The organism is Aeromicrobium sp. Leaf350, assembly GCF_916858655.1.
Lineage (GTDB): Bacteria > Actinomycetota > Actinomycetes > Propionibacteriales > Nocardioidaceae > Aeromicrobium.
This window is the reverse complement of sequence record NZ_CAKASL010000003.1, coordinates 287,166-312,296: the sequence shown is the minus strand read 5'-3', so window position 1 is coordinate 312,296 and position 25,131 is coordinate 287,166. Positions and strand designations below refer to the sequence as shown.

General features: G+C 70.5%; 26 protein-coding genes. 15 read left to right on the top strand and 11 right to left on the bottom strand.

All coding sequences use genetic code 11. The features are described from left to right. Nucleotides 1-43 precede the first annotated feature (43 nt). Nucleotides 44-1,693: an FAD-binding dehydrogenase gene (locus tag LO931_RS15120; RefSeq protein WP_229054673.1), complete on the top strand. Its 1,650-nt coding sequence runs from the start codon at nt 44-46 to the stop codon at nt 1,691-1,693. Between the two features lie 13 nt (nt 1,694-1,706). Here the strand turns inward: LO931_RS15120 and LO931_RS15115 are convergent, their stop codons facing one another. Both LO931_RS15115 and LO931_RS15110 read right to left on the bottom strand, forming a co-directional pair. Continuing rightward, nucleotides 1,707-4,124 (bottom strand): PP2C family protein-serine/threonine phosphatase, encoded by a 2,418-nt coding sequence (locus LO931_RS15115; RefSeq protein ID WP_229054672.1) that lies wholly within the window; start codon nt 4,122-4,124, stop codon nt 1,707-1,709. Between the two features lie 116 nt (nt 4,125-4,240). After that, nucleotides 4,241-5,851, bottom strand: a complete 1,611-nt coding sequence (locus LO931_RS15110) for a peptide chain release factor 3 (RefSeq protein WP_229054671.1) — start codon at nt 5,849-5,851, stop codon at nt 4,241-4,243. A gap of 110 nt (nt 5,852-5,961) precedes the next feature. On the opposite strand from LO931_RS15110, the gene LO931_RS15105 reads away from it, so the two are divergent. Then, nucleotides 5,962-6,582, top strand: coding sequence for a flavodoxin family protein (locus tag LO931_RS15105; protein ID WP_229054670.1), 621 nt, complete (start codon nt 5,962-5,964; stop codon nt 6,580-6,582). Here LO931_RS15105 and LO931_RS15100 read toward each other — a convergent pair. Continuing rightward, nucleotides 6,561-7,487, bottom strand: coding sequence for a B12-binding domain-containing protein (locus tag LO931_RS15100; RefSeq protein ID WP_229054669.1), 927 nt, complete (start codon nt 7,485-7,487; stop codon nt 6,561-6,563). The genes LO931_RS15105 and LO931_RS15100 overlap by 22 nt on opposite strands. Before the next feature lie 158 nt (nt 7,488-7,645). Between LO931_RS15100 and LO931_RS15095 the strand changes: the two genes are divergently transcribed. Further along, entirely contained in the window at nt 7,646-7,810 is a 165-nt protein-coding gene (locus LO931_RS15095; RefSeq protein ID WP_229054668.1) for a zf-HC2 domain-containing protein, read from the top strand. 12 nt (nt 7,811-7,822) lie between these two features. On the opposite strand, the gene LO931_RS15090 is transcribed toward LO931_RS15095, so the two are convergent. Next, the gene (locus LO931_RS15090; protein WP_229054667.1) at nt 7,823-8,275 is read right to left on the bottom strand and encodes a sigma-70 region 4 domain-containing protein; all 453 of its coding nucleotides are present in this window, start codon (nt 8,273-8,275) and stop codon (nt 7,823-7,825) included. 311 nt (nt 8,276-8,586) lie between these two features. Between LO931_RS15090 and LO931_RS15085 the strand changes: the two genes are divergently transcribed. Further along, nucleotides 8,587-8,949, top strand: coding sequence for a DUF1801 domain-containing protein (locus LO931_RS15085; RefSeq protein ID WP_229054666.1), 363 nt, complete (start codon nt 8,587-8,589; stop codon nt 8,947-8,949). 237 nt (nt 8,950-9,186) lie between these two features. Next, nucleotides 9,187-9,630: a nuclear transport factor 2 family protein gene (locus LO931_RS15080; protein ID WP_229054665.1), complete on the top strand. Its 444-nt coding sequence runs from the start codon at nt 9,187-9,189 to the stop codon at nt 9,628-9,630. 67 nt (nt 9,631-9,697) lie between these two features. Here the strand turns inward: LO931_RS15080 and LO931_RS15075 are convergent, their stop codons facing one another. Further along, a complete protein-coding gene (locus tag LO931_RS15075; protein ID WP_229054664.1) occupies nt 9,698-10,540 on the bottom strand; it encodes an SDR family oxidoreductase in 843 nt (280 codons plus the stop codon). A gap of 148 nt (nt 10,541-10,688) precedes the next feature. On the opposite strand from LO931_RS15075, the gene LO931_RS15070 reads away from it, so the two are divergent. Continuing rightward, entirely contained in the window at nt 10,689-11,594 is a 906-nt protein-coding gene (locus LO931_RS15070) for a helix-turn-helix transcriptional regulator (protein ID WP_229054663.1), read from the top strand. A 13-nt stretch (nt 11,595-11,607) separates the two neighbouring features. On the opposite strand, the gene LO931_RS15065 is transcribed toward LO931_RS15070, so the two are convergent. Together LO931_RS15065 and LO931_RS15060 are read right to left on the bottom strand one after the other, a co-directional pair. Continuing rightward, a complete protein-coding gene (locus LO931_RS15065) occupies nt 11,608-11,811 on the bottom strand; it encodes a DUF2945 domain-containing protein (RefSeq protein ID WP_229054662.1) in 204 nt (67 codons plus the stop codon). 195 nt (nt 11,812-12,006) lie between these two features. Beyond that, nucleotides 12,007-12,891: a M48 family metallopeptidase gene (locus LO931_RS15060; protein ID WP_229054661.1), complete on the bottom strand. Its 885-nt coding sequence runs from the start codon at nt 12,889-12,891 to the stop codon at nt 12,007-12,009. A 295-nt stretch (nt 12,892-13,186) separates the two neighbouring features. Between LO931_RS15060 and LO931_RS15055 the strand changes: the two genes are divergently transcribed. After that, nucleotides 13,187-14,047, top strand: a complete 861-nt coding sequence (locus LO931_RS15055) for an EamA family transporter (RefSeq protein ID WP_229054660.1) — start codon at nt 13,187-13,189, stop codon at nt 14,045-14,047. Here the strand turns inward: LO931_RS15055 and LO931_RS15050 are convergent, their stop codons facing one another. After that, nucleotides 14,048-14,800: a GntR family transcriptional regulator gene (locus LO931_RS15050; protein WP_229054659.1), complete on the bottom strand. Its 753-nt coding sequence runs from the start codon at nt 14,798-14,800 to the stop codon at nt 14,048-14,050. It abuts the gene before it with no gap. 196 nt (nt 14,801-14,996) lie between these two features. Here LO931_RS15050 and LO931_RS15045 point away from each other — a divergent pair, with 196 nt between their 5' ends. From LO931_RS15045 to LO931_RS15020, 6 genes are read left to right on the top strand one after another with little or no spacing between them, the layout of a single operon-like run. Further along, nucleotides 14,997-15,920: a phosphate/phosphite/phosphonate ABC transporter substrate-binding protein gene (locus LO931_RS15045; protein ID WP_229054658.1), complete on the top strand. Its 924-nt coding sequence runs from the start codon at nt 14,997-14,999 to the stop codon at nt 15,918-15,920. Nucleotides 15,921-15,959: 39 nt separating this feature from the next. Continuing rightward, complete coding sequence (gene phnC, locus LO931_RS15040; RefSeq protein ID WP_229054657.1) at nt 15,960-16,817, top strand: phosphonate ABC transporter ATP-binding protein; 858 nt, start codon at nt 15,960-15,962, stop codon at nt 16,815-16,817. Next, nucleotides 16,814-18,553: an ABC transporter permease subunit gene (locus LO931_RS15035; RefSeq protein ID WP_229054656.1), complete on the top strand. Its 1,740-nt coding sequence runs from the start codon at nt 16,814-16,816 to the stop codon at nt 18,551-18,553. The genes phnC and LO931_RS15035 overlap by 4 nt, the downstream gene beginning before the upstream one ends. Further along, a complete protein-coding gene (locus LO931_RS15030) occupies nt 18,550-19,680 on the top strand; it encodes a TIGR03364 family FAD-dependent oxidoreductase (protein ID WP_229054655.1) in 1,131 nt (376 codons plus the stop codon). The genes LO931_RS15035 and LO931_RS15030 overlap by 4 nt, the downstream gene beginning before the upstream one ends. Further along, entirely contained in the window at nt 19,677-20,399 is a 723-nt protein-coding gene (locus LO931_RS15025) for a phosphonatase-like hydrolase (protein WP_229054654.1), read from the top strand. The genes LO931_RS15030 and LO931_RS15025 overlap by 4 nt, the downstream gene beginning before the upstream one ends. Next, nucleotides 20,396-21,529 carry a zinc-binding dehydrogenase gene (locus tag LO931_RS15020; RefSeq protein ID WP_229054653.1) on the top strand — a complete coding sequence of 378 codons (1,134 nt, stop codon included), beginning with the start codon at nt 20,396-20,398 and terminating at the stop codon, nt 21,527-21,529. Before LO931_RS15025 ends, LO931_RS15020 begins: the two co-directional genes overlap by 4 nt. Nucleotides 21,530-21,857: 328 nt before the next feature. Here the strand turns inward: LO931_RS15020 and LO931_RS15015 are convergent, their stop codons facing one another. The 3 genes from LO931_RS15015 to LO931_RS15005 are packed head-to-tail and all read right to left on the bottom strand — an operon-like array spanning nt 21,858 to nt 23,493. Then, nucleotides 21,858-22,004 (bottom strand): hypothetical protein, encoded by a 147-nt coding sequence (locus LO931_RS15015; RefSeq protein WP_229054652.1) that lies wholly within the window; start codon nt 22,002-22,004, stop codon nt 21,858-21,860. Between the two features lie 33 nt (nt 22,005-22,037). Continuing rightward, nucleotides 22,038-22,304, bottom strand: coding sequence for a hypothetical protein (locus LO931_RS15010; protein ID WP_229054651.1), 267 nt, complete (start codon nt 22,302-22,304; stop codon nt 22,038-22,040). 40 nt (nt 22,305-22,344) lie between these two features. Next, nucleotides 22,345-23,493, bottom strand: a complete 1,149-nt coding sequence (locus LO931_RS15005; RefSeq protein WP_229054650.1) for a TDT family transporter — start codon at nt 23,491-23,493, stop codon at nt 22,345-22,347. On the opposite strand from LO931_RS15005, the gene LO931_RS15000 reads away from it, so the two are divergent. Both LO931_RS15000 and LO931_RS14995 read left to right on the top strand, forming a co-directional pair. Then, the gene (locus LO931_RS15000; RefSeq protein ID WP_229054649.1) at nt 23,444-24,493 is read left to right on the top strand and encodes a LysR family transcriptional regulator; all 1,050 of its coding nucleotides are present in this window, start codon (nt 23,444-23,446) and stop codon (nt 24,491-24,493) included. The genes LO931_RS15005 and LO931_RS15000 overlap by 50 nt on opposite strands. Further along, on the top strand, nt 24,490-25,095 hold the full coding sequence (locus LO931_RS14995; protein ID WP_229054648.1) for a uracil-DNA glycosylase: 606 nt from the start codon (nt 24,490-24,492) through the stop codon (nt 25,093-25,095). The genes LO931_RS15000 and LO931_RS14995 overlap by 4 nt, the downstream gene beginning before the upstream one ends. Nucleotides 25,096-25,131 lie beyond the last annotated feature (36 nt).

The following is a 25,131-nucleotide window of genomic DNA, read 5'->3' as shown; positions in this document are numbered from 1 at the left end:
GAAAGCCCTTGGCGCGGAGGACAGCCACCCCCAGAGTGGTCCCATGGACGCAGACATCATCGTCGTGGGCGCAGGCTTGGCCGGACTCGTCGCCGCAGCGGAAGCGGCTGACGCCGGCCGGTCCGTGCTGCTGCTCGACCAGGAGGGCGAGCAGAACCTCGGTGGGCAGGCCTTCTGGAGCCTCGGTGGGCTCTTCCTCGTCGACAGCCCCGAGCAGCGTCGCATGGGGGTCAAGGACTCGATCGACCTCGCACGGCAGGACTGGTACGGCAGTGCCCAGTTCGACCGCGAGGAGGACCGCTGGCCCCGCGCCTGGGCCGAGGCCTACCTCGACTTCGCGGCCGGGGAGAAGCGCTCGTGGCTCCACGACATGGGCCTGCGGCTGTTCCCGGTGGTCGGCTGGGCCGAGCGTGGTGACGGTCGGGCCGAGGGTCACGGCAACTCGGTGCCCCGCTTCCACCTGACGTGGGGCACGGGTCCTGGCGTCGTCGCTCCGTTCGAGCGACGGGTCCGCGAGCACGTCACGACCGGGCGGATCCGGTTCGCGTTCCGCCACCGGGTCGACGGACTGGTCGTCGAGGACGGTGCCGTGGTCGGCGCGCAGGGAGCGTTGCTGGAGCCGACCACGGTCGACCGCGGCGTGGCGTCGAGCCGCGTGGAGGTCGGTGAGTTCGAGCTGCGCGCCCAGGCGGTCATCGTCACCTCCGGCGGCATCGGCGGCGACCACGACCTCGTGCGCAAGGTATGGCCCGAGCGGCTCGGCACCCCGCCCGCGACGATGGTCGCCGGGGTGCCGGCGCACGTCGACGGCCGCATGCTCGCGATCAGCAGCGACGCCGGCGCCACCATCATCAACCCCGACCGCCTGTGGGCCTACGTCGAGGGTCTGCGGAACTGGAACCCGATCTGGGAGAACCACGGCATCCGCATCCTGCCCGGCCCGTCGTCGATGTGGCTCGACGCCACCGGCAAGCGCCTGCCCGCTCCCTTCTTCCCCGGGTTCGACACCCTGGGCACGCTCAAGCACCTCCGCGGCACGGGACACGACTACTCGTGGTTCGTGCTGACGCAGAAGGTCATCGAGAAGGAGTTCGCCCTCTCGGGCTCGGAGCAGAACCCCGACCTGACCGGCAAGGACGTCAAGCTCCTGCTCGGCCGACTGAAGGCTGGGGCGCCCGGACCCATCGAGGCGTTCAAGACCCACGGCGAGGACTTCGTCGTCGCCGACGACCTCACCGCGCTCGTCGCCGGCATGAACACCGTCGGCGACACCGGACACGTGGACGAGGCCGAGCTGCGCCACCTGCTCGAGGCCCGCGACCGCGAGATCGACAACGACTTCACGAAGGACGCGCAGATCACCGCGATGCGCGGCGCACGGAGGTACCGCGGCGACAAGCTCATCCGTGTGGCCACCCCTCACCAGTTCCTCGACCCGAAGAACGGTCCGCTCATCGCGGTGCGGCTCAACATCCTGACCCGCAAGACCCTCGGCGGGCTCGAGACGGACCTGTCCGGCCGCTGCCTGACCGCCGACGGCACCCCGCTGCCCGGCCTCTACGCCGCTGGCGAGGTCAACGGCTTCGGAGGCGGCGGGATGATGGGCTACAACGCCCTCGAGGGCACCTTCCTCGGCGGGTGCCTGTTCTCCGGCCGGGTCGCCGGCCGTGCCGCGGCCGAGGCATCGGCCTGACCCAGGGATCGGGTCAGGCCCGCGCGGACTCGGCCTCTTCCTCGTGCAGGCACAGGGCCACGACCACGACGTCGTCGTCGGCGTCGCCGATGCGGTCGGACCGGTCCCCGACGAGCTCGGCCAGCACGTGGTCGACGAACGCCTCGACCCCGTCGGGCGCGCTCGCGGCGGCGCGGATCAGGCGCTGCTCCGCCTCGTCGCGGCGGTCGGAGCGACGCTCGATCAGCCCGTCGGTGTAGAAGAGCACGACCGAACCGGCGGGCAGCAGGAACGTGGCGTCGTGGCGGCGACGGGTCAGTCCGAGCCCCAGCAGCGGGCCCTGGGCGAACGGGGGGTCGAGGAAGACGACCTCGCCGTTCGGGAGCCGGGTCAGGGGCGGCGGGTGCCCGGCCGAGGAGAGCGTGAGCGTCCAGGTGGGGCCCGGCCGCATCTCGTCGCGCACGACGCTGACCGAGGAGTCACGCAGACCCACGCGCTCGAGCTGCTCGGGGTCGTCGGTCGGTGGTTCGTCGGCGGCGGACAGGGCCCTGACCGGCGAGAAGTCGATGGCCGAGGCGCGCGGAGGCTCGAGGTGCGCCAGTGACAGCGTCGCGAGTCGCGCCACGTTCTCCGGCTCGGGCGCCCCGGGACGGTCCGGACCCTGGTCGTCGCCGCGAGGAGCCGGCGAGGGGCGGGTCGGCGACTGGGAGACCAGGCGGTCGACCTGCTCGAGGATGGCGGCCGGCATGGCGCGCTGCGTCAGGGCCGTGGCGCGCAGGAGACCTTTGAGCTGACCCATCGCCGCGGCGGCGTAGATGTCGTGACCCTCGACGTCGCCCACGGCGACGCCGATGCCGCCGTCCGGGTACTCGAAGACGTCGTAGAAGTCGCCGCCGATCTCGGCGTCGTCCGCGCCGGCCAGGTAGCGCGCGTCGACGTCGAGCCAGCCCAGCTCGGGCAGGGTCGGCAGCAGGCTGCGCTGCAGCGTGCGGGCGATGCGCGACTGGGTCACGTACAGGCGCAGGTTCTCCAGGATCAGACCGGTCCGCCGGCCGAGCTCCTGGGCGAGCGTGGCGTCGTCGTTCGTGAAGGCCGGTCGCTGTGCCGTGCGGTTGAGCACGAGCACGTCGCGGATCGAGTCGCGGCCCGGGAGACCGACGATCAGGGTCGAGCTGACCTCGAGCGACGTCTCGAATCGTTGCAGGAAGCTGCGGTCGGTCACGAACTCGCGGGCCGCCTCGCGGCTCGCCTCCGAACCGACGTCCGTGATGAGCCGCAGCGAGTCGTCGCCGAGCAGGGCCCGCACGAGACCGCCGCGCGGTGTCAGCGGACGGACCTCGGCCGCCAGGCGCTCGGTGGCCTCGGCCAGGTCGCTGTCGCGGTGCCGGGTCATGTGGTCGGTCACGAAACCGCGCTGGTCGAGCTGGAACAGGGCGGCAGAGTCGGCGAGGTCGGGGACGATCAGGTCGAGCAGCCGACCTCGCGCGTCGGCCTCCTCGAGCTCGTCGGCCACCGCCTGGGTGGCCTCGGCCAGGAGGCTCAGCCGCGCCTGCGCGGCCTCGGCCTCGGCCCGCGCCGTCTGCTCGGCGAGCAGCGCGCGGTCACGCTCGACGTCCGCGAAGACGCGGCCGCTCACGTCGGTCTGGACCCCGACGAAGTGCGTCACGACGCCCTCGGCGTCGCTGATCGGGGTGATGGTCACCTGGTTCCAGAACGCCAGTCCGTCCTTGCGGTAGTTCAGCACCGTCGCGACCACCGGCTCACGCTTCCGGATCGCGGTGCGGATGCGGGCGATCTCGTCGCGGTCGGTGCCCTCGCCCTGGAGGAACCGGCAGTTCCGGCCGACCGCCTCGTCGAACTCGTAGCCGGTGGCGGTGGTGAACGCGGGGTTGACCCACACCAGGGGGCAGTCGGGCTCGCGGGCGTCGGCCACGGTGAAGGAGAGCCCGGTGGCGAGCACGGCGCGCTGGCGCAGCTGGGCCTCCTGGCTCGCGATCGCCTCGGCCGCCACCACACCGTCCTCCGCGTGCTGCGCCTCCTCCACCGAGAGCAGGACCACCAGCGCGTGGGACTCCAGCATCGGCGCCCCCGCCATGGGGATGCCGATCAGCCACAGGGGTTCGCGCGACTCACCGATCTCGCTGCGCCGGTGCGCGTTGACCGGCTGCCCGGGCACGCCCTCGGCCCGCAGGAGCCTGCTGAGCGGGTGGTCGGTGTCCTCCAGCTCGACGCCCGCCGGGTCGCGCAGGCCGGCGGACCGGCCCCACGCGTCCAGGCGCACCGGCAGCTGCGCCTCGGGGGCGAGCTGGGTCGCGACGTCGTTGGCGTGCACGACCTGCCCCGAGTCGAGGTCGACCACCAGGACCGCCAGAGGGGCCTCCCCCAGGATGGTCCGGAGCCCCACGCCTGCGGAACCGATCGCCTGGGCCCGGCTTGCCATCGTCTCAGCCACGCCACCAGCTCCAGCCACGATTACCGCTGCAATTGCGGCCCGGGTGCTCGAGCTCGCCCAGAAATTATCCCATCGCGAGGCGAGGACCGCACGGCAAGGACGGTCGGGACTGACGGTCAGACGACGCCGGCGGCCAGGGGCTCCAGCACGAGCTCGGGGTTCGCCCGGGCGATGCGCTGCATGCGCCACCGGTCGGTGAAGACGGCCAGCAGGGTGCCGTCCGTGCGCTCCAGCACCTCGGCCCCGGCGGAGGAGTTGACGGTGTCGGCGCCGGCCCGGTCGACCTGGAGCGCCAGCTGGTAGTCGAGGTGGTCGAGGCTGACCTCGGTGGAGAACTCCCGCTTCAGGCGGTCGACGACCACCTCGAACTGCATCGGGCCGACGGCCGCGAGCACCGGCGCCTGGTCGCCACGCAGGTTGGAGCGCAGCACCTGCACGACACCCTCGCGGTCGAGCTGCTCGATGCCGCGACGGAACTGCTTGTAGCGGCCCGTGTCGCGGGCCCTGATGACGGCGAAGTGCTCCGGGGCGAAGCTCGGGATCGGCGGGAACTGCACCGGCACGTCGGCGAACAGGGTGTCGCCGATGGCCAGCTGCGAGGCGTTCACCAGACCGATGACGTCACCGGGGTAGGCGATCTCGGCGGTCTCGCGCTCCCGGCCGAACAAGCTCTGGGCGTACTTGGTGGCGAACGGTCGACCGCTCTGCGCGTGAGTCAGCACGTCGCCACGGCGGAAGACGCCCGAGCAGATGCGCGCGAAAGCCACGTGGTCGCGGTGGGCGGTGTTCATGCCGGCCTGGATCTTGAACACGAACGCGCTGAAGTCAGCGTCGACCGGTCGCAGCTGACCGTCACTACCGGGGCGCGGCGCAGGGGCGGGTGCCACCGTCAGCATCGTGTCGAGGAGCTGGCCGATGCCGAAGTTCAGCGCAGCGGCGGCGAAGAGGACCGGCGTCGACTGTCCGGCGAGGAACGTCTCGCGGTCGTAGGTGCTGCCCGACGCGTCGAGCAGGTCGGCCTCCTCGCGGGCCGCCTCCCAGACCTCGCCGAACAGCTCGGACGCCTCCTCCGGGGAGTGGATCGCCTGCGGCGCGATCGTGGCTCCCCCGGCGGTGCGGAGGTACTCGATGCAGGTCCCGTCCCGACGGTCGATCACGCCGCGAAAGTCACCCGCGATACCGACCGGCCAGGTCAGCGGCGTCGGGTGGAGGGAGATCTCGGTCTGGATCTGGTCCATGAGCTCGAGGGGTTCCAGGCCCGGCCGGTCCCACTTGTTCACGACCGTGATGACCGGGATCCCGCTGCGGCGGCACACGTCGAAGAGCTTCAGGGTCTGCGGCTCGAGGCCCTTGCCGCCGTCGAGGAGCATCACGGCGAAGTCCACCGCGGACAGCACGCGGTAGGTGTCCTCGGAGAAGTCGGCGTGCCCCGGGGTGTCGACCAGGTTGAACACGGTGCCCTCGTACTCGAGCTGCAGCGCGGTCGAGGAGATCGAGATGCCGCGCGCCTGCTCCATCTCCATCCAGTCCGAGACGGTCGCCTTGCGCCCCGCCTTGCCGTGCGTGGCGCCGGCCTCGGTGATCGCGTGGGCGTGGAGGGCGAGGGCCTCGGTGAGCGTCGACTTGCCAGCGTCCGGGTGGGAGATGACCGCGAACGTGCGCCGGCGGGCGGCCTGCGTCAGGACGGCGGCCGACTGGCTCGACGTCGGTGCGGCAGGAGGCGTCACGGGCCAGGGTCCTTCGGGGAAGTCACCACATGACGGTAGCGACTGGGTGTGTGCCCAGCCCCCACCCCGGGTACACGGCTCGTGGAAGTCACCCACGATCCGAGGAAGCCATGACCCAGAACCCGCTGACCGCCATCGCCCTGAACTGCACGCTCAAGCCCGCCCCGGCGGCCTCCAGCTCCGACCTGATGGCCCACCAGTTCCTCGACGCCCTGGCCGAGCTCGACGTCGCCGGCACCGTGGTGCGTGTGGTCGACCACGACATCGCACCCGGTGTCGAGGCCGACATGGGCGACGGCGACGCGTGGCCCACGATCCGCGACCAGGTCCGCGGGGCCGACATCCTCGTGGTCGTCGCCCCGACGTGGCTCGGCCACATGTCGAGCGAGGCGCAGCGCGTGCTCGAGCGCCTCGACGCCGAGCTGTCCGAGACCCGCGACGACGGCAACCCGATCATGTTCGGCAAGGTCGCGGTCGTGGGCGTGGTGGGCAACGAGGACGGCGCCCACAAGATCACCGCCGACCTGTACCAGGGCCTGGGCGACATCGGCTTCACGATCCCGGCCCAGGGCGGCACCTACTGGAACGGCGAGGCGATGCAGGGCGTCGACTACCTCGACCTCGACGAGTCGCCGGATGCCACCATGACGGCCCTGCGGACCGCCGCGGCGAACGCCGCACACCTGGCCCGCCTGCTGAAGGACTCCGCCTACCCCGCCTCCGGCGCGTAGCTCGGGAGCGCCAGGGGAACGGCCCGCTGGATCAGGCTGGCCGCCTCGACCATGCGCTCACCGAGGTAGACCCCGGGGACCTGCTGGCGCGACCTCGGTGACAGGAACGCGTTGCCGCAGTAGAAGGTCAGGCACTCCGCATGCGAGACGCTGATGAGCGACTCGATGGCGGAGCGTCGTTGTGTGGAGAGGTGGGAGACGATCACCACCGCCGCGGGCTCCGTGGCGGACACGGCGGCGGCCAGGTCACGGAGTGACGTCCGGGCGCCGAGCACCCGGCATCCCGTGCCCTGGGTCCGGAGCACCGCACCGAGCGCCTCGATGCCGAGGGTGTGCATGTCGCGCGGCCCCGTCGCGAGCAGGACCTGCTGACCGGAGGCGGCGGGAGGCGCGAGGGTCGTCATCCGCGCGAGCCACCCTCGCACGACGGCGGTGGTGAACTGCTCCTGCGCGACGTCGCAGCGACCCGACTCCCACCACGAGCCGATCTGCCGCATCGCCGGCAGCACCACCTCGTCGAGGGTCGCAGCGAGCCCCCGGTCGTCCAACGACTCCTGCAGGACTGCTTCGATCTCGGAGGAGTCACGCCGGTCCGACCCGGCCATGACGGCGTCGATCCGCGCACGAGCAGGGCTCAGCTCGTCGAGGAGCACACGCACCCTCTGCGCGGCGTCCGAGGCCTGCTGCCCCGTCGCGATCTCGTCGCGCATGAGACCCAGCTGGATGAGAGCGGCCTCGGTGTAGCGCCGGTGCCCTCCGTCGCTGCGCAGGGTCATCGGCAACCCGTAGCGCAGCTCCCACGACCGCAACGTCACCGCGGGCACACCCAGGAGCTCGCTGGCCTCACGGATGCGAAGGCCCTGGTCACGCGGTGTTCGATCGCTGCCGGTCACGGCGTCGCCCATCGTCGTCAAGATCGAGTGGGCCGGTGTGCTCTGGCCTGTCGCCGCACCGTAGCAGTCCGCGTCGCCGAGATGATCGCGTCGACGGCCAAGCGCCGGTGCCCTCCGTGACGAATCACCTCCATGAGGGCCACCGACGTCACGGAAGCGGGCGCACACCCGTGACGAGCGACCCCCACGCCCTCCTGGGCGCCTACGCGCTGGGGTCACTCGGCGAGCTCGAGAACGCGCGTTTCGCGTCGCACTTGCGTGGCTGCCACGAGTGCCTGGCGGAGCTGGTGTCCTTCGCGGCGACGTCTGCCGCGCTGGACGACCTCGACCTCTGAGGCCGCGCCGGCTCAGGCCGCCGAGGACGGCTCGGCGCCGCTCGCCGCGGGGGTTCCCAGGTGACGGAGGGCCTCGCAGAGCAGCTCGGCGACGCGCTCGGGTGCGAGCCCCATGACGGCGGCCGCACGGCGATAGTCGTGACCGCCGTACCTGCACAGTCCCAGGGCGGCGCGGTGCTCCGCGGGCAGCTCGTGGACCTGCTGCACCAGGCCGGTGCTCGACGCGGCGCCCGCTCCGACGGCCCACGACGGCTCCCACCGCTCCATCCACGCGACGTAGATCGCGGCCGAGAGCGCCTGGAGCTCGGACCGGGCCGGCTCCGCGAGGACGGCCCGCACCACGAGTCGTCCGGCGAGCTCGTCGTCGTCGGTGAGGAGGCCGGCCAGCAGGTACAGCCGCTGACCCACCTCGTCGTACGTCTCCGATGCCGGGGTCCGAGGCGTGCCCGCGAGCTCATCCGTCATCACCGCGCTCCTGTCCGGGCCCCCACCCACCTTCACTGTGGGTGAGGAACGCGGCCGGCGCCAGGCCCAAACCTCTGCAGCTCATCGGCGAACGCGGATGAACCTGGCCGGGCGGGTGCTTGGTATCGTCGGCCGCGGCACTCTGTGCCCTCGCGCAGTCGATGACGAAGTGCTCGTCTGACACGTTCGCGGAGAGGACTGGCCCCGGCCAGGACACGTCTGCGATGGAGATTGCGCAACCCGGCCCCGATCCACGGGCGGGTTGTGATCACCATGCCGCGCACGCGGCGCGAGAGAAGAGGTGGGACATCGTGTCCACGACGAAGCCCGACAAGGCGACGGCCGACCTGACGGCGGTCCAGGACAAGATCGCCGCATGGCCCGAGCCGTTCAGGTCGATCGGCACCCAGCTGCACGAGACGATCCTCGCGGCGGGACCGAAGGTCAAGCCCCGCATCTGGTACGGGATGCCCGGCTATGCCGCGGGGCGCAGCACGCCCGTCCTGGTGTTCTTCCGCCTCGACGACGGCGTGATGTCGTTCGGCATCTCGGAGAAGGCCGCCGTCGAGCAGGAGCCCGACACCACGCTCAAGCCGTCAGCCTGGTTCCTCGACTCCATCGACGACGCCACGCTCGCGAAGATCGCCGGCCTGGTGCGCACGGCGTTCTCCTGACGGGACCTGCTGGCCGGACCTCGGCCACGCGCTGCCGAGAGCGAGCGGAACGGCTTGGAGAAGCGCACGGGCGTGCCATCCATCATCGCGAGGTGCTTGTCGCCGGCGTGGCCGAGCGTCTCGCCCTCGATGGTGCCCCGAAGGCATCATCTGGGCGAAGACCTCCTCGCCCAGGTGCTCATGGCTGTCGCCTCGCCTTCGAGTGGCAGTGCTCTGAGGAGGGGTGAGACTGGAGGCATGACGACCGAGTCGCTCCAGGACGAGCTGCGCCAGTTCATCGCCGACCGGGTGCGGGCGGTGGGAGCCGGGGACGCATCAACGCTCATCGACGCGCACGACACCCAGGTGCTGAGCTTCCCCGTCCTCCCACCCGCGAGAACTCGCGGCACCTCCGCTGTGGCTGAAGCACTCACCGCCTGGGTGGACTCGTACTCCGTCGGGCCGGGGTACGAGGTGCACGAGCTCGAGGTCGATGCCGACAGCACTCTCGGGTACTGCGCCTTCCGCTACCACGTGACCGGCACCCTCACGGCCGGAGGTGAGGTCGACATGTGGGTACGAACCACGCTCGTCTGCCGCCGCGTCGACGCCACCTGGAAGATCGTCCACCAGCACGAGTCCGTGCCCTTCGACCCCGAGACCGGCCAGGGCATCATCGACGCCGCACCGGAATCCGCCTGAACGCCGACGCACCTCCACCGAGTCGCAGCGCTGAGCCCGTCATCGTCTCGACCTGACGTCAGCTGGCTCACGCATCGAGGGCGAGGGAGGCCGACAGCTCCCGGTGCGCGTCGATCTGGCCCTGGATGGTGGCGAGATTCTGCTCGACGCCGGCCATGACGTCGCTGCCGGCGACGAAACGTCGGGGGAGATCGCCGGAGTCCGACAGCGTGACGAGTGCGCCGGCGAGCTTGGCCGGGTCGCCGACCTGCTGGCCGTTCATGCCGGACCAGGCCTTGATGGTCTGCTCGGTGCGAGTCGCGTAGTCCTCGATCTCCAGCTCGGGCCAGATCGTCGAGGCGCCCTCGACGAGGAGCTCGGTGCGGAAGAAGCCCGGCTCGACCGCCATCGTGCTGATCCCGAACGGGGCGAGGTCGTAGTGCAGCGACTCCATCCATCCCTCGAGGGCGAACTTCGACGGCGCATAGGCGGCACAGAACTCCTGGCCCATGAGCCCGGCCGCGGAGGTGATGGTGATGACCTGGCCGGAGCGCTGGGCCCGCATCACGGGCAGGACCTCGCGGGTCACGTTGAGCGGACCGAAGAAGTTGGTCTCCATCTGGGCGCGGAGCTGGGCAGGGCTGATGTTCTCGAAGTAGCCGGCGTAGAAGTTGCCGGCGTTGTTGACCAGCACGTCGATGCGACCGAAGCGTTCGACTGCGGCCTGGGCAGCGCGCTCGGCCGCGTCGGGGTCGGTGACGTCGAGCGCGACGGTCAGGAGGTTCTCGTGGGCGCCGACGGCGTCCTCGACCTTCTGGGGGTCGCGGCCGGTGGCGACGACGTGGTGACCGGCGGCGAGTGCCGCCCGGGCGATGTCGATGCCCATGCCGCGGCTGGCTCCGGTGATGAACCAGACCTGGGTGTTCGTCATGACTGCTCCTTCTGTCCGACCGTTCACGGCCGGTGGTGGTGATCGGTTCCACCAGTCAAGGACGGTCGACCGATCCGAGACAGTCCCTGTCGTGAGGGGTACCGGCAGGGACCGGCTAGCGACGCGGCCGGGTCGTACCGTGGACGACATGGACAGCAACGAGGAGATCCGCGAGTTCCTCATGTCGCGTCGCGCGAAGCTGTCGATCAACGACGTCGAGCTGCCCGACTTCGGTGGACGCCGGCGCGTCCCCGGCCTGCGGCGTGAGGAGGTCGCGATCCTCGCCGGCGTGAGCCCGGAGTACTACAAGCGCCTCGAGCGCGGCAACGCCAAGGGCGTCTCGGAGTCCGTGCTCGACGGAGTCGCCCGTGCGCTGCAGCTCGACCAGGCTGAGCGGACCTACCTCGACGACCTCGTGCGGGCGGCGAACGCCGGCACCCACCCGTCGCGCAGGCGACAGCCCGCGCGGCGGCTCCAGGTCCGACCGCGCGTTCAGCAGATGATCGACGCGATGTCGACGGTGCCGGTCTTCGTCCAGAACGGGCGGCTCGACGCGATCGCCACCAACCAGCTGGGCCGCGCCCTGTTCTCGGCGATGTTCGACGACCCGACCGCACCGACGAACGCCGCCCGGTTCATCTTCCTCGACCCGCGGGCCCAGGAGTTCTACGCCGACTGGGACGGCAACGCCCGCCAGGTCGTCGCGCTGCTGCGCGCCGAGGCCGGACGATCGCCGTACGACCGCACCCTCGGCGACCTCGTCGGCGAGCTGTCCACCCGCAGCGATCTCTTCGCCAGGCTCTGGGGGTCCCACGACGTCCGCGTGCACCAGACCGGCCTCAAGCGTGTCCGCCACTCCGTCGTCGGCGACCTCGACCTCGACTTCGAGGCGATGCCCCTGGCCTCCGAACCGGGTCTGCAGACGCTCGTCTTCTCTGCCGAGCCCGGTTCCACCTCAGCTGAAGCACTCCAGCTCCTCGCGAGCTGGGCGGCCACCGCGCATCTGGCACCGCTCGGCGCGCTTCGGGATCGCACCGGTTCCGGCGGATCCTGACGCCGTCAGGCGCTCAGATCTTCCTGAGCGAGGACTCCTTGTGCGCCGCCGTGGCGCCCGTCTTCTCGCTCTCGACGATCCAGTACGGATCGTCGTCACTCGCGTTGAACTTCTGCTTGTCGTGCTGGAACGTCGAGGTGCGCTTCTCGAGGGCCTTGCCCTGCGTGCGCCCCTGCGAGGTACCCCACGACACGCGGTCTCCCTTGCTGATCGTCATGCCGACGACTGTCCCAGCCTCCCGCTGGCCACGCGCGTCGAAGGTGTCGGCGATCGATCGGGGATGGTGGCCCAGGTCGTCGACACTCGCGATGTCTCCTTGGCGATCTTCGCGATCGCCTGCGACGTCGATCCTTCGGCACTCTCAGCCATTGCCAATGGAGACTAGCCGAGACCACGGGCGAGCCGAATCGAGCTAGAAGAAGGTGCCGTGCACGTCCCAACCCTCCGTCTCCATGCGGCGCAAGGTCGTCATCCGGCGGAAGCCGACCGGGTGGTCCGCACGGAAGTTCGCGACCTTGAGCCAGAACCCGTCCTTGTGGCGCTCGACCGAGGCGAAGTACGGCTCGAGCCGGACGTCCTTCTGCATGTGCTTGCCGGCGTACAGGCCGATCATGTCGGGGGCACCCTCCAGTGACAGGAAGGCCCCAACACGGTCGGCGGTGTACTCCTGCGCTCGCGAGAACGACGGCCACAGCTGCAGGGGGCGGAGGACACCCTGCAACATCAACCGACGGAACTGGGTGTGCCCGCAGTGGTGGTGTCCGAGCTCGTGACCGAGCACGAATCGCATCAGGTCGAAGTGACCGTGCTGATACGCGAGGTCGAGCAGGTCGCTGTAGATCACGACGTAGCCCCTGCGGATGCGGCACTTGGTCGCGTAGGCGTTCATGACGCCGTTGCCGTTCACGAGGTAGAGCCGCGGCGTCTTGCCCATGCCCGTGCCGTCGGGGGTCATGCCCAGGCGGGCCGCCTGCTCGACGAAGATCTGGTGCAGCTCCGGGAGCTGGTCCGCCGTGACCTCGACAGCGTTGGAGACCGTCGCCCAGTACTGGTAGCGGGCGAACACCACGCTGGCGAGAACCGGTCCGACGACGGCGACCACGACGATGCTGCGCAACCAGCCGGGGGCGTCCAGCCCGTCGACGACCATGACCACGACGACCAACATGGCGATCGCGAGAAGCGTCGTGGCGGTCAGGAGCATCGGCACCTCGGCCCGGTGGCGCAGATGTCGAACGGGCGGCAGGTGCTCGCCCTGGTCGGTCGGAAGGTGGGCTGCAGGGTTCTTCGCTGACATGGACATCTCCCTCAAGGGTCCACGGGACTGATGGACCACGACGCTATCGGCTGCGTCAGCCGTCGCCTAGGGGGTTCACAGGTAACACTCAGTTAGTTTTTCCTCCCTCTCGACGCGCACGCCGGCGGCGACCGCTGCTAGCGTGGATCTCGACAGCGCCTAGGGTTCCGGAGCTTCGGCTCGCCTGGTCCGAGCGGCGCCACGGCGCATCCCGATGGTGCGGCGTCATCTGAACGGACAAAAGCCTGGAGGACCCGGTTCGTCGCACCCTGCGACGGACAGATCTGGGTCCCGCATGTCCACGACCGCCGTCGTCCTCGTCCTCTCCGCCGCCGTCGCCCACGCCGGGTGGAACATCCTCGCCCACGGAGCGAGCCGCACCGGGCTGCTCTTCCTGTGGTGCGGCTCCGTCGCCAGCACCCTGATCTGGCTGCCGGTGATCCCCCTGACCGGCGGGCTCGACACCGACGACCTCCGCGCCTTCGGTGTCGGGATCGGTGTCTCGGCGGTCCTCCACGTCGCGTACATGATCGTGCTGCAACGGGGATATGCCGCGGGCAACCTGTCGACCGTCTACGCCGTCGCTCGCGGCAGCGGACCACTCCTGACTGTGGTCGTGGCCGTGGGGATCTGGCAGGAGTCGGTCGGTGTGGTGGCCCTGCTGGGCGTCGCCGCGATCATCCTCGGCGTGGTGGCGATCGGGCTGGTCGACCGCGGCGGCGCGGCGGACGGCCGCCTGAGGCTGTCGCTCGTCTACGGCTCGCTCACGGGAGTTGCGATCGCCGCCTACACGTTGTGGGACGCCGCTTCCCTGCGAGACACGGGCGCCTCGCCGGTCGCGTACATGGTGGGGTGCACAGCGCTGGAGATCCCGTTCTTCACGATGCTCCTCCGCCGCGAGCTCCGCGGCGCGGCGACGCTGGTGCGGCAGGAGTGGAAGCGGATCCTGGCGTTCGCGGTGCTGTCGCCGCTGTCGTACATCCTGGTGCTCTCGGCGGTGACGATCGCACCGGTGGCGCTGGTGGCACCGATGCGCGAGGTCAGCGTCGTCCTGGTCAGCCTGTTCGGCGCGTTCGTGCTGCGCGAGAACAGGCCGGCCCGACGAGTCGCGGCGTCCGTCGTGGTGCTGGCCGGCATCGTGATGCTGGCGACGTGATCAGGCCCTGCCGAGCGGGCGCACGTACGCGTCACCCTGGGGCGAGCGGCCGGAGGCCAGCACCGTGAAGCGAACGATGTCGCTCAGGTAGCGGTCGTCGGAGGCCTCGAACGTGCGGCCGTCGGCATCGCGGGAGATCCGCCGAAGGCGCAGGATCGGCGAACCGACCGGGACCTCGAGCAGGTCGGCGTCGATCTCGTCGGCCGCCACGGCGTCGATCTCGTGGTGGACGTCGGCGGAGCCGTGCCCGCGTTCCGCGAGGTACTCGGTGATCGAGACGGTGTCGAGGTCGACGTCGAACAGCAGGCGCCCCACCGGTTCGAGGTAGGTCAACCGTTCCACCATCGTCGGGCGGCCGTCGAGCAGCCGCAGGCGCAGGACGTCGACGACCGGCGTGCCCTCGGGCACCTCGAGGAGCGTCGCCTTCTCGGCGTCGGTGCGGCGCAGGCTGACCTCCTGGGTGCGCGCCCCGGGCTCGGCGCCGATGTCGCGCGCCCAGCGCGTGAAGGGGATCGAGACGTCGACCGCCTGGTGCGCCTTGCGCTCGCGGACGCGAGCGGGGCGACCCCGGGTCGTCTCGATCAGGCCCTCCTGCCGGAGCGCGGCCAGGGCATTGCGGATCGGTCCCCGCGAGGTGCTCCAGCGCTGCGCGAGCTCGGCCTCGGTGGGCACGTCGTCGCCCGGGGCGAGCTCGCCACTGGCGATGCGTTCGCGCAGGTCGTCGGCGATCAGCTTGTAGACAACTTCGGTCACGTCGGCATCGTACCGACGTCGCGGCCCCAGGGTCGGCAGGACACCGGCCCCCGTTCGGCGCCGCCATCTGGCCAAGTTAGGTGAACAACTTCTGAACAACGTCCACGTAGGTATACAGGTAGTGATTCTCCGTGCCACGCTTCTTCACGTTCACCCCTCCACCTCCTCCGTGATCCCCCGCCACGAAAGGCACGTCATGACCCGCTCCTTCCGCCGCCCGATGGCCGCCGTCGCCAGCGCCGCGATCATCGCGCTCGGCCTCGCCGCCTGCTCGAGCTCCGACGCCTCGGACAGCGATTCCGGCTCCGACGCTGGATACGCCGTCGACTCCGACACCCTCGTGTTCGGCGTCGTGCCGGACTCCGCCGACACCGAGACGAACTACCAGCCGCTGATGGACTACATCGAGCAGGAGACCGGCAAGACGGTCGAGTACAGCGAGTCGACCGACTACGCAGCGCTGATCGAGGCCTCGATCGCCGGCCGCGTCGACATCGCCTCCTTCTCCGGCTTCACCTACGTGACCGCGCTCAACAACGGCGCCAAGATCACCCCGATCTCCTCGATCGTCACCGCCGAGGGCCAGGAGCCGGGCTACTTCTCCCAGGCCATCGCGCCGAAGGACAGCGACGTCGAGTCGCTCGCCGACTTCGCCGGCAAGAAGGTCTGCTTCGTCGACCCGTCGTCGACCTCCGGCTACCTGTTCCCCTCGTACAACCTCATGGAGGAGGGCATCGACCCCGAGAAGGACGTCACCCCGGTCTTCGCGGGCAAGCACGACGTCAGCGTCCAGAAGGTCGGCGAGGGCACCGAGTGCGAGGTCGGCTTCGCCGAGGACAGCGAGGTCGAGGCCTCCGACCAGGTCAAGGTCGTCGCCGAGACGATGGTGCCCGGCGCGCCGATCGTCGAGTCCGACACCCTGCCCGACGACATCAAGCAGCAGCTCCGCGACATCCTCACCGACGTCACGATCGACGAGATCATCGACAGCGGTGTCGAGAGCGCCGACTCCGAGGGCTTCCGCAGCGTCTTCTTCGAGACCAAGCCGGTCGACGACGCCTACTACGACCTGATCCGCGACATCTGCAAGCAGACCAACGCGGAACAGTGCCAGGCCTGACGGCCGGCTGACGCGACGAGACCAGGAGCCTGAGCAGCCATGACGCTTCACCTCACCACCGAGACCGCCACCGCACCCGAGACCGAGACGGTCGTCCGTCTGACCGACGTCACCAAGCGGTTCGGCGACACCACGGCCATCGACGGCGTGTCCCTGACGGTCGAGCGCGGCGAGATCGTCGTGCTGCTCGGGCTGTCCGGCTCCGGCAAGTCCACCCTGCTGCGCCACCTCGACGGACTCGAGACCCCCACGTCCGGGTCCGTCGAGGTGCTCGGCCAGGACGTGCCACGCCTGCGCGGCCGACGCCTGCGCACGCTGCGCAGCGACGTCGGGTTCATCTTCCAGCAGTTCGAGCTCGTGGGGTCGCTCACGGTGCTCGAGAACGTCCTGACCGGCGCCCTTGCCGCCCAGCGCGGTCCGCGGCTCGGGGTCAGGTCCTACCCGAAGGCCCTGCGCCTGACGGCGTTGCGTCACCTCGAGCGGGTCGGCCTGCTCGACCGCGCCTACCAGCGCGCCGACACCCTGTCCGGCGGGCAGCAGCAACGTGTGGCCATCGCCCGCGCCCTGATGCAGAACCCCACCGTCCTGCTCGCCGACGAGCCGGTCGCCTCGCTCGACCCCGAGTCCAGCGAGTCCGTCATGAGCCTCATCCGCGAGATCGCCACCGACGAGGGCCTCACCGTCGTGTGCAGCCTGCACCAGGTCGACCTCGCGATCTCGTGGGCCGACCGCATCGTCGGCCTGCGTCGCGGGCAGGTCGTGCTCGACCTGCCCACCGCCCAGCTCGACCGCGAGCGCGTCATGGAGGTCTACGGCCGGGTCGCCTCCTCGCCCGCCGAGCTCCGCGCGATCCAGGGTGTCGCAGCCGCGGACCTGCTCCAGGCGGGCCAGGCATGACCACCACGCTCGAGCGTCCCGAGCCGACGCTGCCCGACGACGACGTCCTCGAGCGGGCACCGCGCAAGCCGTTCTCGGTCGAGCGGCTCGCCGCGAGCCTGACCTTCATGGCCCTGCTCGTGCTGTCCGCGATCGCCCTGCGCAACGTCGGCATCTCGGTGCCCGACATGATCGCGAGCTGGGACAACGCCGAGAACTTCTTCGGCCGCGTCGGCGGGCTGTCGTTCCCCGAGGCGGGAGAGCTCCTCGGGCTGATCGGCCTGACCCTCGGCCTGGTGCTGACCGGCACCCTGCTCGCCGCGGTGATCTCGGTGCCGCTGGCCTTCCTCGCGGCCTCCAACACGACGCCGGGTCGAGGCTGGCGCATGACGGCCCGCTTCCTCGGCGTGCTGGCCCGGGCCCTGCCCGACGTCGTGCTCGCGATGGTGTTCGTGCTGATGCTGTCGCTCGGCGCGCTCCCCGGCATCCTCGCCATCGGCCTGCACTCGGTGGGCATGATCTCGAAGATGTTCGCCGATGCCGTCGAGCAGATCGACGAGGGTCCCCGCCTGGCCATCCGCGCCGCCGGCGGATCCCGGCTCCAGGAGTTCACGAGTGGGGTGCTCCCCCAGGTCATGCCCTCGTGGGTCGCCACGGTGCTGCACCGCAACGACATCAACCTGCGCGGCTCGGTCGTGCTGGGCTACGTCGGCGTCGCCGGTCTCGGCCTCGAGATGTCGCAGGCGTTCCGGTCGCTGAACTACGGGCTGGGGCTCGGCATCGCCCTCGTGATCTTCGGTCTGTGCGTCGTGATGGAGATCGTGTCCAGCGTCGTCCGTGCCGCGATGCTCGGTCCCTCGGGTGGCGGCCGGCGCACGTGGGCCGACCGCTTCGGACCGCGCATCGTCGCCGCGCGAGGGCGCCCCGCCCGCGAGACGTCGAGCAGCCCGGCCTGGTCCGCCAGCCCCGAGTCGGCACTGCGCCGGCCCTGGAACGCGAACCGCGTCCGCAACGTCTCGGCGGGTTGGGTCAGCGTGATCGTCGTCGTGGCCGCCGTCTGGGTGTGCGACATCGCCTGGGGCGACTTCCTCACCGTCTGGGCACGCATCCCCGACGTCGCCGTGCAGTTCTGGCCACCGACGTTCGGCGTCTACGGCGCCGACGTGATGTTCGAGGCGCTGCGCGAGACGATCGCCATCGCGCTGGCCGCGACGCTGCTCGCCCTGCTGCCCTCGCTGCTGCTCGGGTCGTTCGCCGCCCGCAACGTCGCACCGACCCGCAGCGCCCGCAGCTCTGCGCGGTTCCTGCTCGTCGGGGTGCGTGGCGTGCCCGAGATCATCCTGGCCATCGTGCTGATCGTCATCACCGGGCTCGGCATGCAGGCCGGAACCCTGGCCCTGGCCTTCGGCGGCATCGGACTCCTCGGCAAGCTCATCGCGGACTCCCTCGAGGAGGTCGACCGGGGCCCGGAGCGCGCGCTCGTCGCGGCCGGCGCCTCCCGCACGCAGGTCTACGTCGGCGCAACGGTGCCGCAAGGGACCCGGGCGCTGATCGGCCACAGCTTCTACCTGCTCGACACCAACATCCGCGCCGCCACGATCCTCGGCGTGGTCGGCGGCGGCGGCGTGGGCTACTACCTGCTCAACGCCAGCCAGGGATCGAACTACGGCCAGGTGACCGCGATCGTCCTGATGATCCTGGTGACCGTGCTGGTCATCGAGGGCCTGGCGATGTGGATGCGGCGGGTGTTCCGATGAGTCGGCAGCACGTCGTCGTCGTCGGCGCCGGCATCGTCGGCCTCGGTGCGGCCCTCGCGGCGGTCAAGCGCGGATGCACCGTCACGGTCGTGGACCGGGCCGGCGAGCCGAGTGGCTCGACGGTGCGCAACTTCGGCCACCTCTGCATCGGCGCCCAGACCGGGCGCGCTCGCGCCTACGCCGACGTGGCCCGGGGCATCTGGATCGACCTCGCCCGCGAGACGGGCCTCTGGCTGCGCGCGTCGGGCACGCTCGTGGCTGCGCGTCACGACGACGAGATGGCGCTGCTCGCCGTGGCGGCCCGGGACGGGGGCATCGCCCTTCTCGAGGCCACGGCGATCGAGGCACGCGCGTCGCTTCGCGCGGGCTCGACCGTCGGCGGTGCCCACATCGCTCCCGACCTGCAGGTCGACCCCCGCACCGCCAGCGCCGCGATCCGGTCGCACCTGGCCTCCCTCGGCGTCGAGTTCCGGCTCCGCACCGCGGTCGGTCGTGTGGCGCCGGGCCTGGTCTCGACGACGCGCGGCGACCTGCACGCCGACGTCGTCGTCGTCGCGGTCAACCACGACCTCGACCAGCTGCTGCCGGACCTCGCCGAGTCCGTCGGGGTGCAGCGGTGCGGCCTGGACATGATGCGGGTGCACGCACCTGGCGTCACGCTCCCGGCGCCTCTGCTGACCGGCTGGTCGCTGACGCGGTACGGGCGGTTCGCCGGGTTCGACGAGGCCGTCGCGGTCCGCGACCGTCTCCACGCCGAGCGACCGGACCTGGCGGCGATCGACCTGAACCAGATGTACACGCAGCTGCCCGACGGATCGCTGATCGTCGGCGACTCCCACGTCAAGGGCATCGACGTGTCCCCGTTCCAGCCCGAGGCCACGAGCCAGCTGTTCCTCGACGAGCTCGCCGATCTCTTCGGGACGACGCCGGTCGTCACCGAGCGCTGGCAGGGCGTCTACGCCAGCGGGCCCGACGAGTTCCTCGTCGACGAGTCCGATCCCGGTGTGCTCGTGCTCGCCGCGACGACCGGCATCGGCATGACGACCGGACTCGGGCTCGCCGAGCTGCACCTCGGCGCCCACCTCGACCAGACCACCATCCCCCTCCTGGAAGGAACCACCCGATGACCGTCACCACCCCCGCCCCGCAGACCCTCCGCACTGTCCCGGCCGAGCTCGTCGTGCTCGACATGGCCGGCACCACGGTCCGCGACGACGGCATCGTCGAGCGCGCGTTCCAGCGTGCCGCCGAGGTCACCGGCGTCGCCGCACGCATGTCGTGGGACGACGCGATCGCCTACGTCCGCGAGACGATGGGGCAGTCGAAGATCGAGGTCTTCACGCACCTCTCCGGCGGCGACCGCGCCAAGGCCACCGAGGCCACCTCCGCGTTCGAGTCGGCCTACGAGGAGCTGATCGCCGAGCTCGGGGTCGAGCCGATCCCCGGTGCCGAGGAGACGCTGCGGCGGTTCCGCGAGGCCGGACTGGCCGTGGCGCTCACGACGGGGTTCTCCCCCGTCACTCGCGACGCGATCCTGCGTCAGCTCGACTGGGCCTCGCTCGTCGACGTCGCCCTCTCCCCGGTCGATGCCGGCCGCGGCCGACCGTTCCCTGACCTCGTGCTCGCCTCGATCCTGCGCACCGGCGCGTCGTCCGTGGCCTCCGCCGTCGTCGTCGGCGACACCGCCAGCGACGTCCGATCGGGCCGTGCCGCAGGTGCCGGGCTCGTGGTCGGCGTGCTGTCCGGCGCCCACGACCGCGAGACGCTCGACGCCGCCGGCGCCGACCAGGTGGTCACCGACGTGACCGCGCTCCCCGAGCTGCTCGGTCTGGACGACGCCTCGTGACGTCGCTGGTGGAGCCGGCACCGTCGACGACGGTGCGGCTCGACCCCCCGGCCACGGCCATGAGCTGGGTCGAGCCCGGTCGACGGCACGTTCCCTTCGAGGTCGACCGTGTCGCGCTCGCCGACGGCGAGGTCCTCGTCGAGATCGAGCTCGCCACCATCTGCGGGTCGGACGTCCACACCACCCGCGGCGACCGGAGCGGACCGGCCCCGTCGGTCCTCGGCCACGAGTACGTCGGGCGTGTCCAGGCGATCGAAGGACGTGTCTCCACCGTCTCCGGGGATCCGGTGCGCATCGGGGACCGCGTCGTGTGGTCGATCATGGCGAGCTGCCACACGTGCGACCGATGCCGACGTGGACTCCCTCAGAAGTGCCGGTCCCTGCTGAAGTACGGCCACGAGCGCATCACGCCGACGTGGCAGCTCAACGGCGGCTTCGCCACCCACGCCCACCTCCGCGCCGGCACCGCGATCGTCGCCGTCGGTGAGGACCTGCCGGGTGCGGTGCTCGTGCCGGCGTCGTGCGGCACCGCCACGGCCCAGGCCGCGGTCGAGCGTGCAGCCGCCGTGGTCGACCTCGCCGGCTCCGTCGTCCTGGTCTCGGGTGCCGGGTTGATCGGCCTGACGGCCAGCGCCATGGCGACCGATCGCGGCGCACGAGTGATCGTCTCGGACCCCGATCGGCGGCGTCGCGAGCTGGCGCTGGACTTCGGAGCCGAGCGCGTCGTCGACCCGGCCGACTCCCCGTGTCTCGCCGAAGCAGTGCGCACGCTCGGCGCCACCGAGATCGACATCGCCCTCGAGGCCTCCGGAGCCCCGTCGGCGGTCACTGCAGCGATCAAGGCCGTGGGCGTCGGAGGCGTCGTGGTGCTCGTCGGCAGCGTGTTCCCCACGCCTCCGGTCCCACTCGATCCCGAGAGCGTCGTGCGCCGCCTCGTCACGGTGACCGGCGTCCACAACTACGCCCCGGCCCACCTCCACGCCGCAGTGACGTTCCTCGAGGACCGCGCGACGCACTACCCCTTCGCCGCGCTCGTCGGGCCGCCTCGCCCCCTCGCCGACCTCGACCGCGCGCTGGCGGCCGCCGGCCGCGCCGAGGCCGTCCGTGTCGCGATCGACCCCCGGGGCTGAGCGAGGCGCGCACTGAGACCGCCAACGATGAACGGACCCCGCACCGCGAAGGTGCGAGGCCCGATTCTCACTGGCGTCTGGCGGAGGATAGGGGATTCGAACCCCTGAGAGCTTTCACTCAACCCGCTTTCCAACCGCGCCAGCGCCAATTTCGACCAGTTCACCAGAGTCTGTTTCGCTGGAATTGCAGCGATTTCCATCACTGCCCATCACGCCCAATCAGGGCACATCATGGTCCAACTGAGACCAAAACTGAGACCAAAACCGACGAGCCTCCGCGCACCCGATCGCATCGCCAGGCGATGGTCAGCAACACCAGAATTGTGGCTCAGGCGTCGTAGGCGAGCGAGGCCGACAGCTCCCGGTGGGCATTGCTCTGCTCCTGAATGGTGGCAAGGTTCTGCTCGACTCCGGCCATGACGTCGCTCCCGGCGAGGAAGCGCAGCGGCAGGTCGCCGGAGTCCGACAGGGTCACGAGTGCTCCGGCGAGCTTGGCCGGGTCGCCGCCCTACTGGCCGTTCATGCCCGACCACGCGGTGATGGTCTGCTCGGTGCGCTCGGCATAGTCAGTGATGTCCAGCTCGGGCCAGATGTCGGCTTCGGCGATGGCCAGAGCCATTCCCATGACGGCGCTCAAGCCGGCAAGGGCGAGCCCGAAATTGGTCCACGGGAGGGCTTGGAGCGTGTCGTTCTGCGCCAGGACTAGGAGCATGAGTCCGCAGATGCACATGGCGGCGACGGACCATTCGATCGTGCTCTGACGGGGCGTCTTCATCAAGGCTTCCCCTTCATCGGAGGTATGGGTCTGTCGGAGTTCAGGGCTTCTTGAGCAGCTTCCCGGAGTGCACGCCGCGAAGGGTGCGGACGGCAACGACGGCCCAGGCGCTGAGAAGGAGGATGAACAGTGCGCCGGCCGCGACCTGGAGCACGTGGTTGCCGGTCAGCTGGGCCAGCCCCGACGTGCCGGTGACCACGGTGCCGACCGGGAAGGTGAAGGACCACCACGTCAGGCTGAACGGAAGTCCTTCCTTGGCGGTGCGGGCGGTGAGGGTGGCGGCGATCGCCAGCCACAGCATCGCGAATCCCCACATGGGAATGCCGTAGACGAGGGCGAAGGCGTGGAACGCGGTGCCATAGGGGCTGTCGAGCACGTCGGGGGTCACGTTGCCGAGGTGGTGGGCCGCGGTGATCGACTGACCGACGGGGCCGAGGACGATCCATAGGGTGGGCACGGCACCGGCCGCTCCGATGCCGTGGCGCAGGAGCCGGTTCCAGATGAACGCGATCATGATGATGCTGCACATGAGAGTGAGGCCAAAGAGCATGTAGCAGGCCAGCAGCATCGTCTGCTGGGCCTGGCCGGCCGGCAGGCGCGGGATGAGGGCTGCGCCGGTGGCGGCGCTGACCATGGGCGGGACCACGGGCATGAGCCAGCCGCCGAAGGCGGAGTCCTCGTGGACCTCGTGCGAGGTGAAGGCGCGGATCGGCACCAGCACGGCGGTGGTCAGACCGAGCAGGGTCCCAGCGGTCCACAGCACCCAGTCCAGCGTCAGCGCGGCAGTCATGCCGATCAGGTGATGCCCCACCAGCACTGCGCCGGCACCAACGGTCATGAGTCCCATCGCGGGCGCGCCGTAGAAGTGCGACATCACAGGATCGTCCAGGTGACCGCGAGCCACCTCGCCGTGCAACGTCCAGTGGCCTGCAGTCGCCACGACCACCACGACGAGCAGCAGGAGGGCGAGGACCCAGACGGTGGTGGCGAAGACCGTGATCCCTGGGACGGAGAAGGGCAGGGAGGCAGCGGCGACTGCGACGATGCCGGTGCCCATGACCGAGGCAAACCAGTTGGGTCCGATGAAGCCGAGAGCCGGAGCGCCCTCGAGCTCGCGGAGCCAGCCCGTTCGGTCGCGGGTGCTGGAGGCGGCGTGCCCGCTGGTCGTCGTGAGGTGTGCGGTGGTCATGACTCCACAGTGGTCTCGATGCGGGGCTGCCGGTAGAACCCGCCATCCTGTGGCTCCACAGGGCAAACCTGTGGAGGGAGGGTATTCTTGGAAGATGCGCAACATCCCCGATCTAGCTGCTTTGCAGCTGCTGGTCGACGTGGCTACTCATGGCAGCATCAGCGCTGCGGGTCGAGCGAACGGCATCACGCAGCAATCGGCGTCCGAACGGCTCAGAGCCGTCGAGGCCCAGACGGGATTGACCCTCCTGCGTCGTGCTGCCGGAGGATCGACGCTCACCGAGTCCGGTGTCCTGATGGTCGGCTGGGCCGCACGTCTGATTGATCTCGCGCACGAGATCGACGAGTCGATCGCGACCCTGCGCGACGACCGGGCCCACCAGCTGAGCATCGCGGCGAGCATGACCGTCGCCGAGCACCTGTTGCCCCTGTGGCTGGTTCGGCTTCGCCAGCAGCACGACACCGTCGTCAGCCTGACCGCCACCAACAGCGAGAACGTGCGGACGGCCGTAGCGGACGGGTCGGCCGACATCGGTTTCGTCGAGGACGGTGCCGACCCCGGTGACCTGGCATCACTGGTCGTCGCTCGCGACGAGCTGGGCCTGTACTCGGCACCGCACGACCCGTGGGCCAAACAGGACTCGCCGCTGGCGCCAGATGAGATCGTCACCCGGCCTCTGACGTGGCGCGAGCAAGGGTCAGGCTCCCGGCGCGTCGTCGACGACGCGCTCGCACGACTCGGCTTGACCGCCACGGCGCCCGCCGTCGAGCTGACCACCACGTCCGGCATCCGATCGGCGGTCAGCGCAGGCAGCCCACCGGCGTTCATGAGCCGGCGCTCGGTGCGCAGCGATGTGGAGGCGGGCCGGCTCGTCGAGGTGCCGATCATCGGGCTGGACCTTTCGCGCGACCTCACCGCGCTGTGGGTCGGCAGCGGCCGCCCGCCGGCCGGTCCGGTCCGCCACCTGCTGGCGATCGCCACGAAAGCCCGCACGAGATGAGCACCGATCGCCGGTCCCGAGTGGACGAGCCGCACGTCTTCGCGCTCAACGCGCTGGTCCGTGCTTGGCGTGCGGCTGTCGACGAGCAGCGGTTCGTCCCGTGGTTCGACCCGGACGGTCCTGGCGTGAACGCGAGGATCCTGGTGCTGATGGAGTCGCCCGGCCCTCGCACGGTTGCCGCAGGTGACCTCGGGTTCAGCACCGAGGACAACGACGACCCGACCGCGGCCGCGCTCCGTGCAGCACGAGCTTCTGCGGGCGTGGCCCGTGACGGGTACGTGAGATGGAACGTGGTGCCGTGGCCCACCTACGACGCTACCGGCCATCGAAGGCCGCCACTGGTGCGAGACCTTGAGGAGGCGCGTCCGGCATTGAAGGAGCTGTGGGCGGCTCTGCCCGACCTCCACGTCGTCGTCGCCGTCGGCATGCCGGCACTTCAAGGTGTGATGCGGCTGATGACGATCGATGAGACAGCCCGGGTTGTTCCCGTGCTGGCTGTCCCGCACCCGTCACCACGCAACGCCCACGCACGCGCAGAAGCCTTCAATCGACTGCGTGTGGCTCTCGAACGATCCCAGAAGATCGCCCGTTTGAGAGCGTGAAGACGGCCTCGATTCGTGTCCGCCACCGACCCTGTC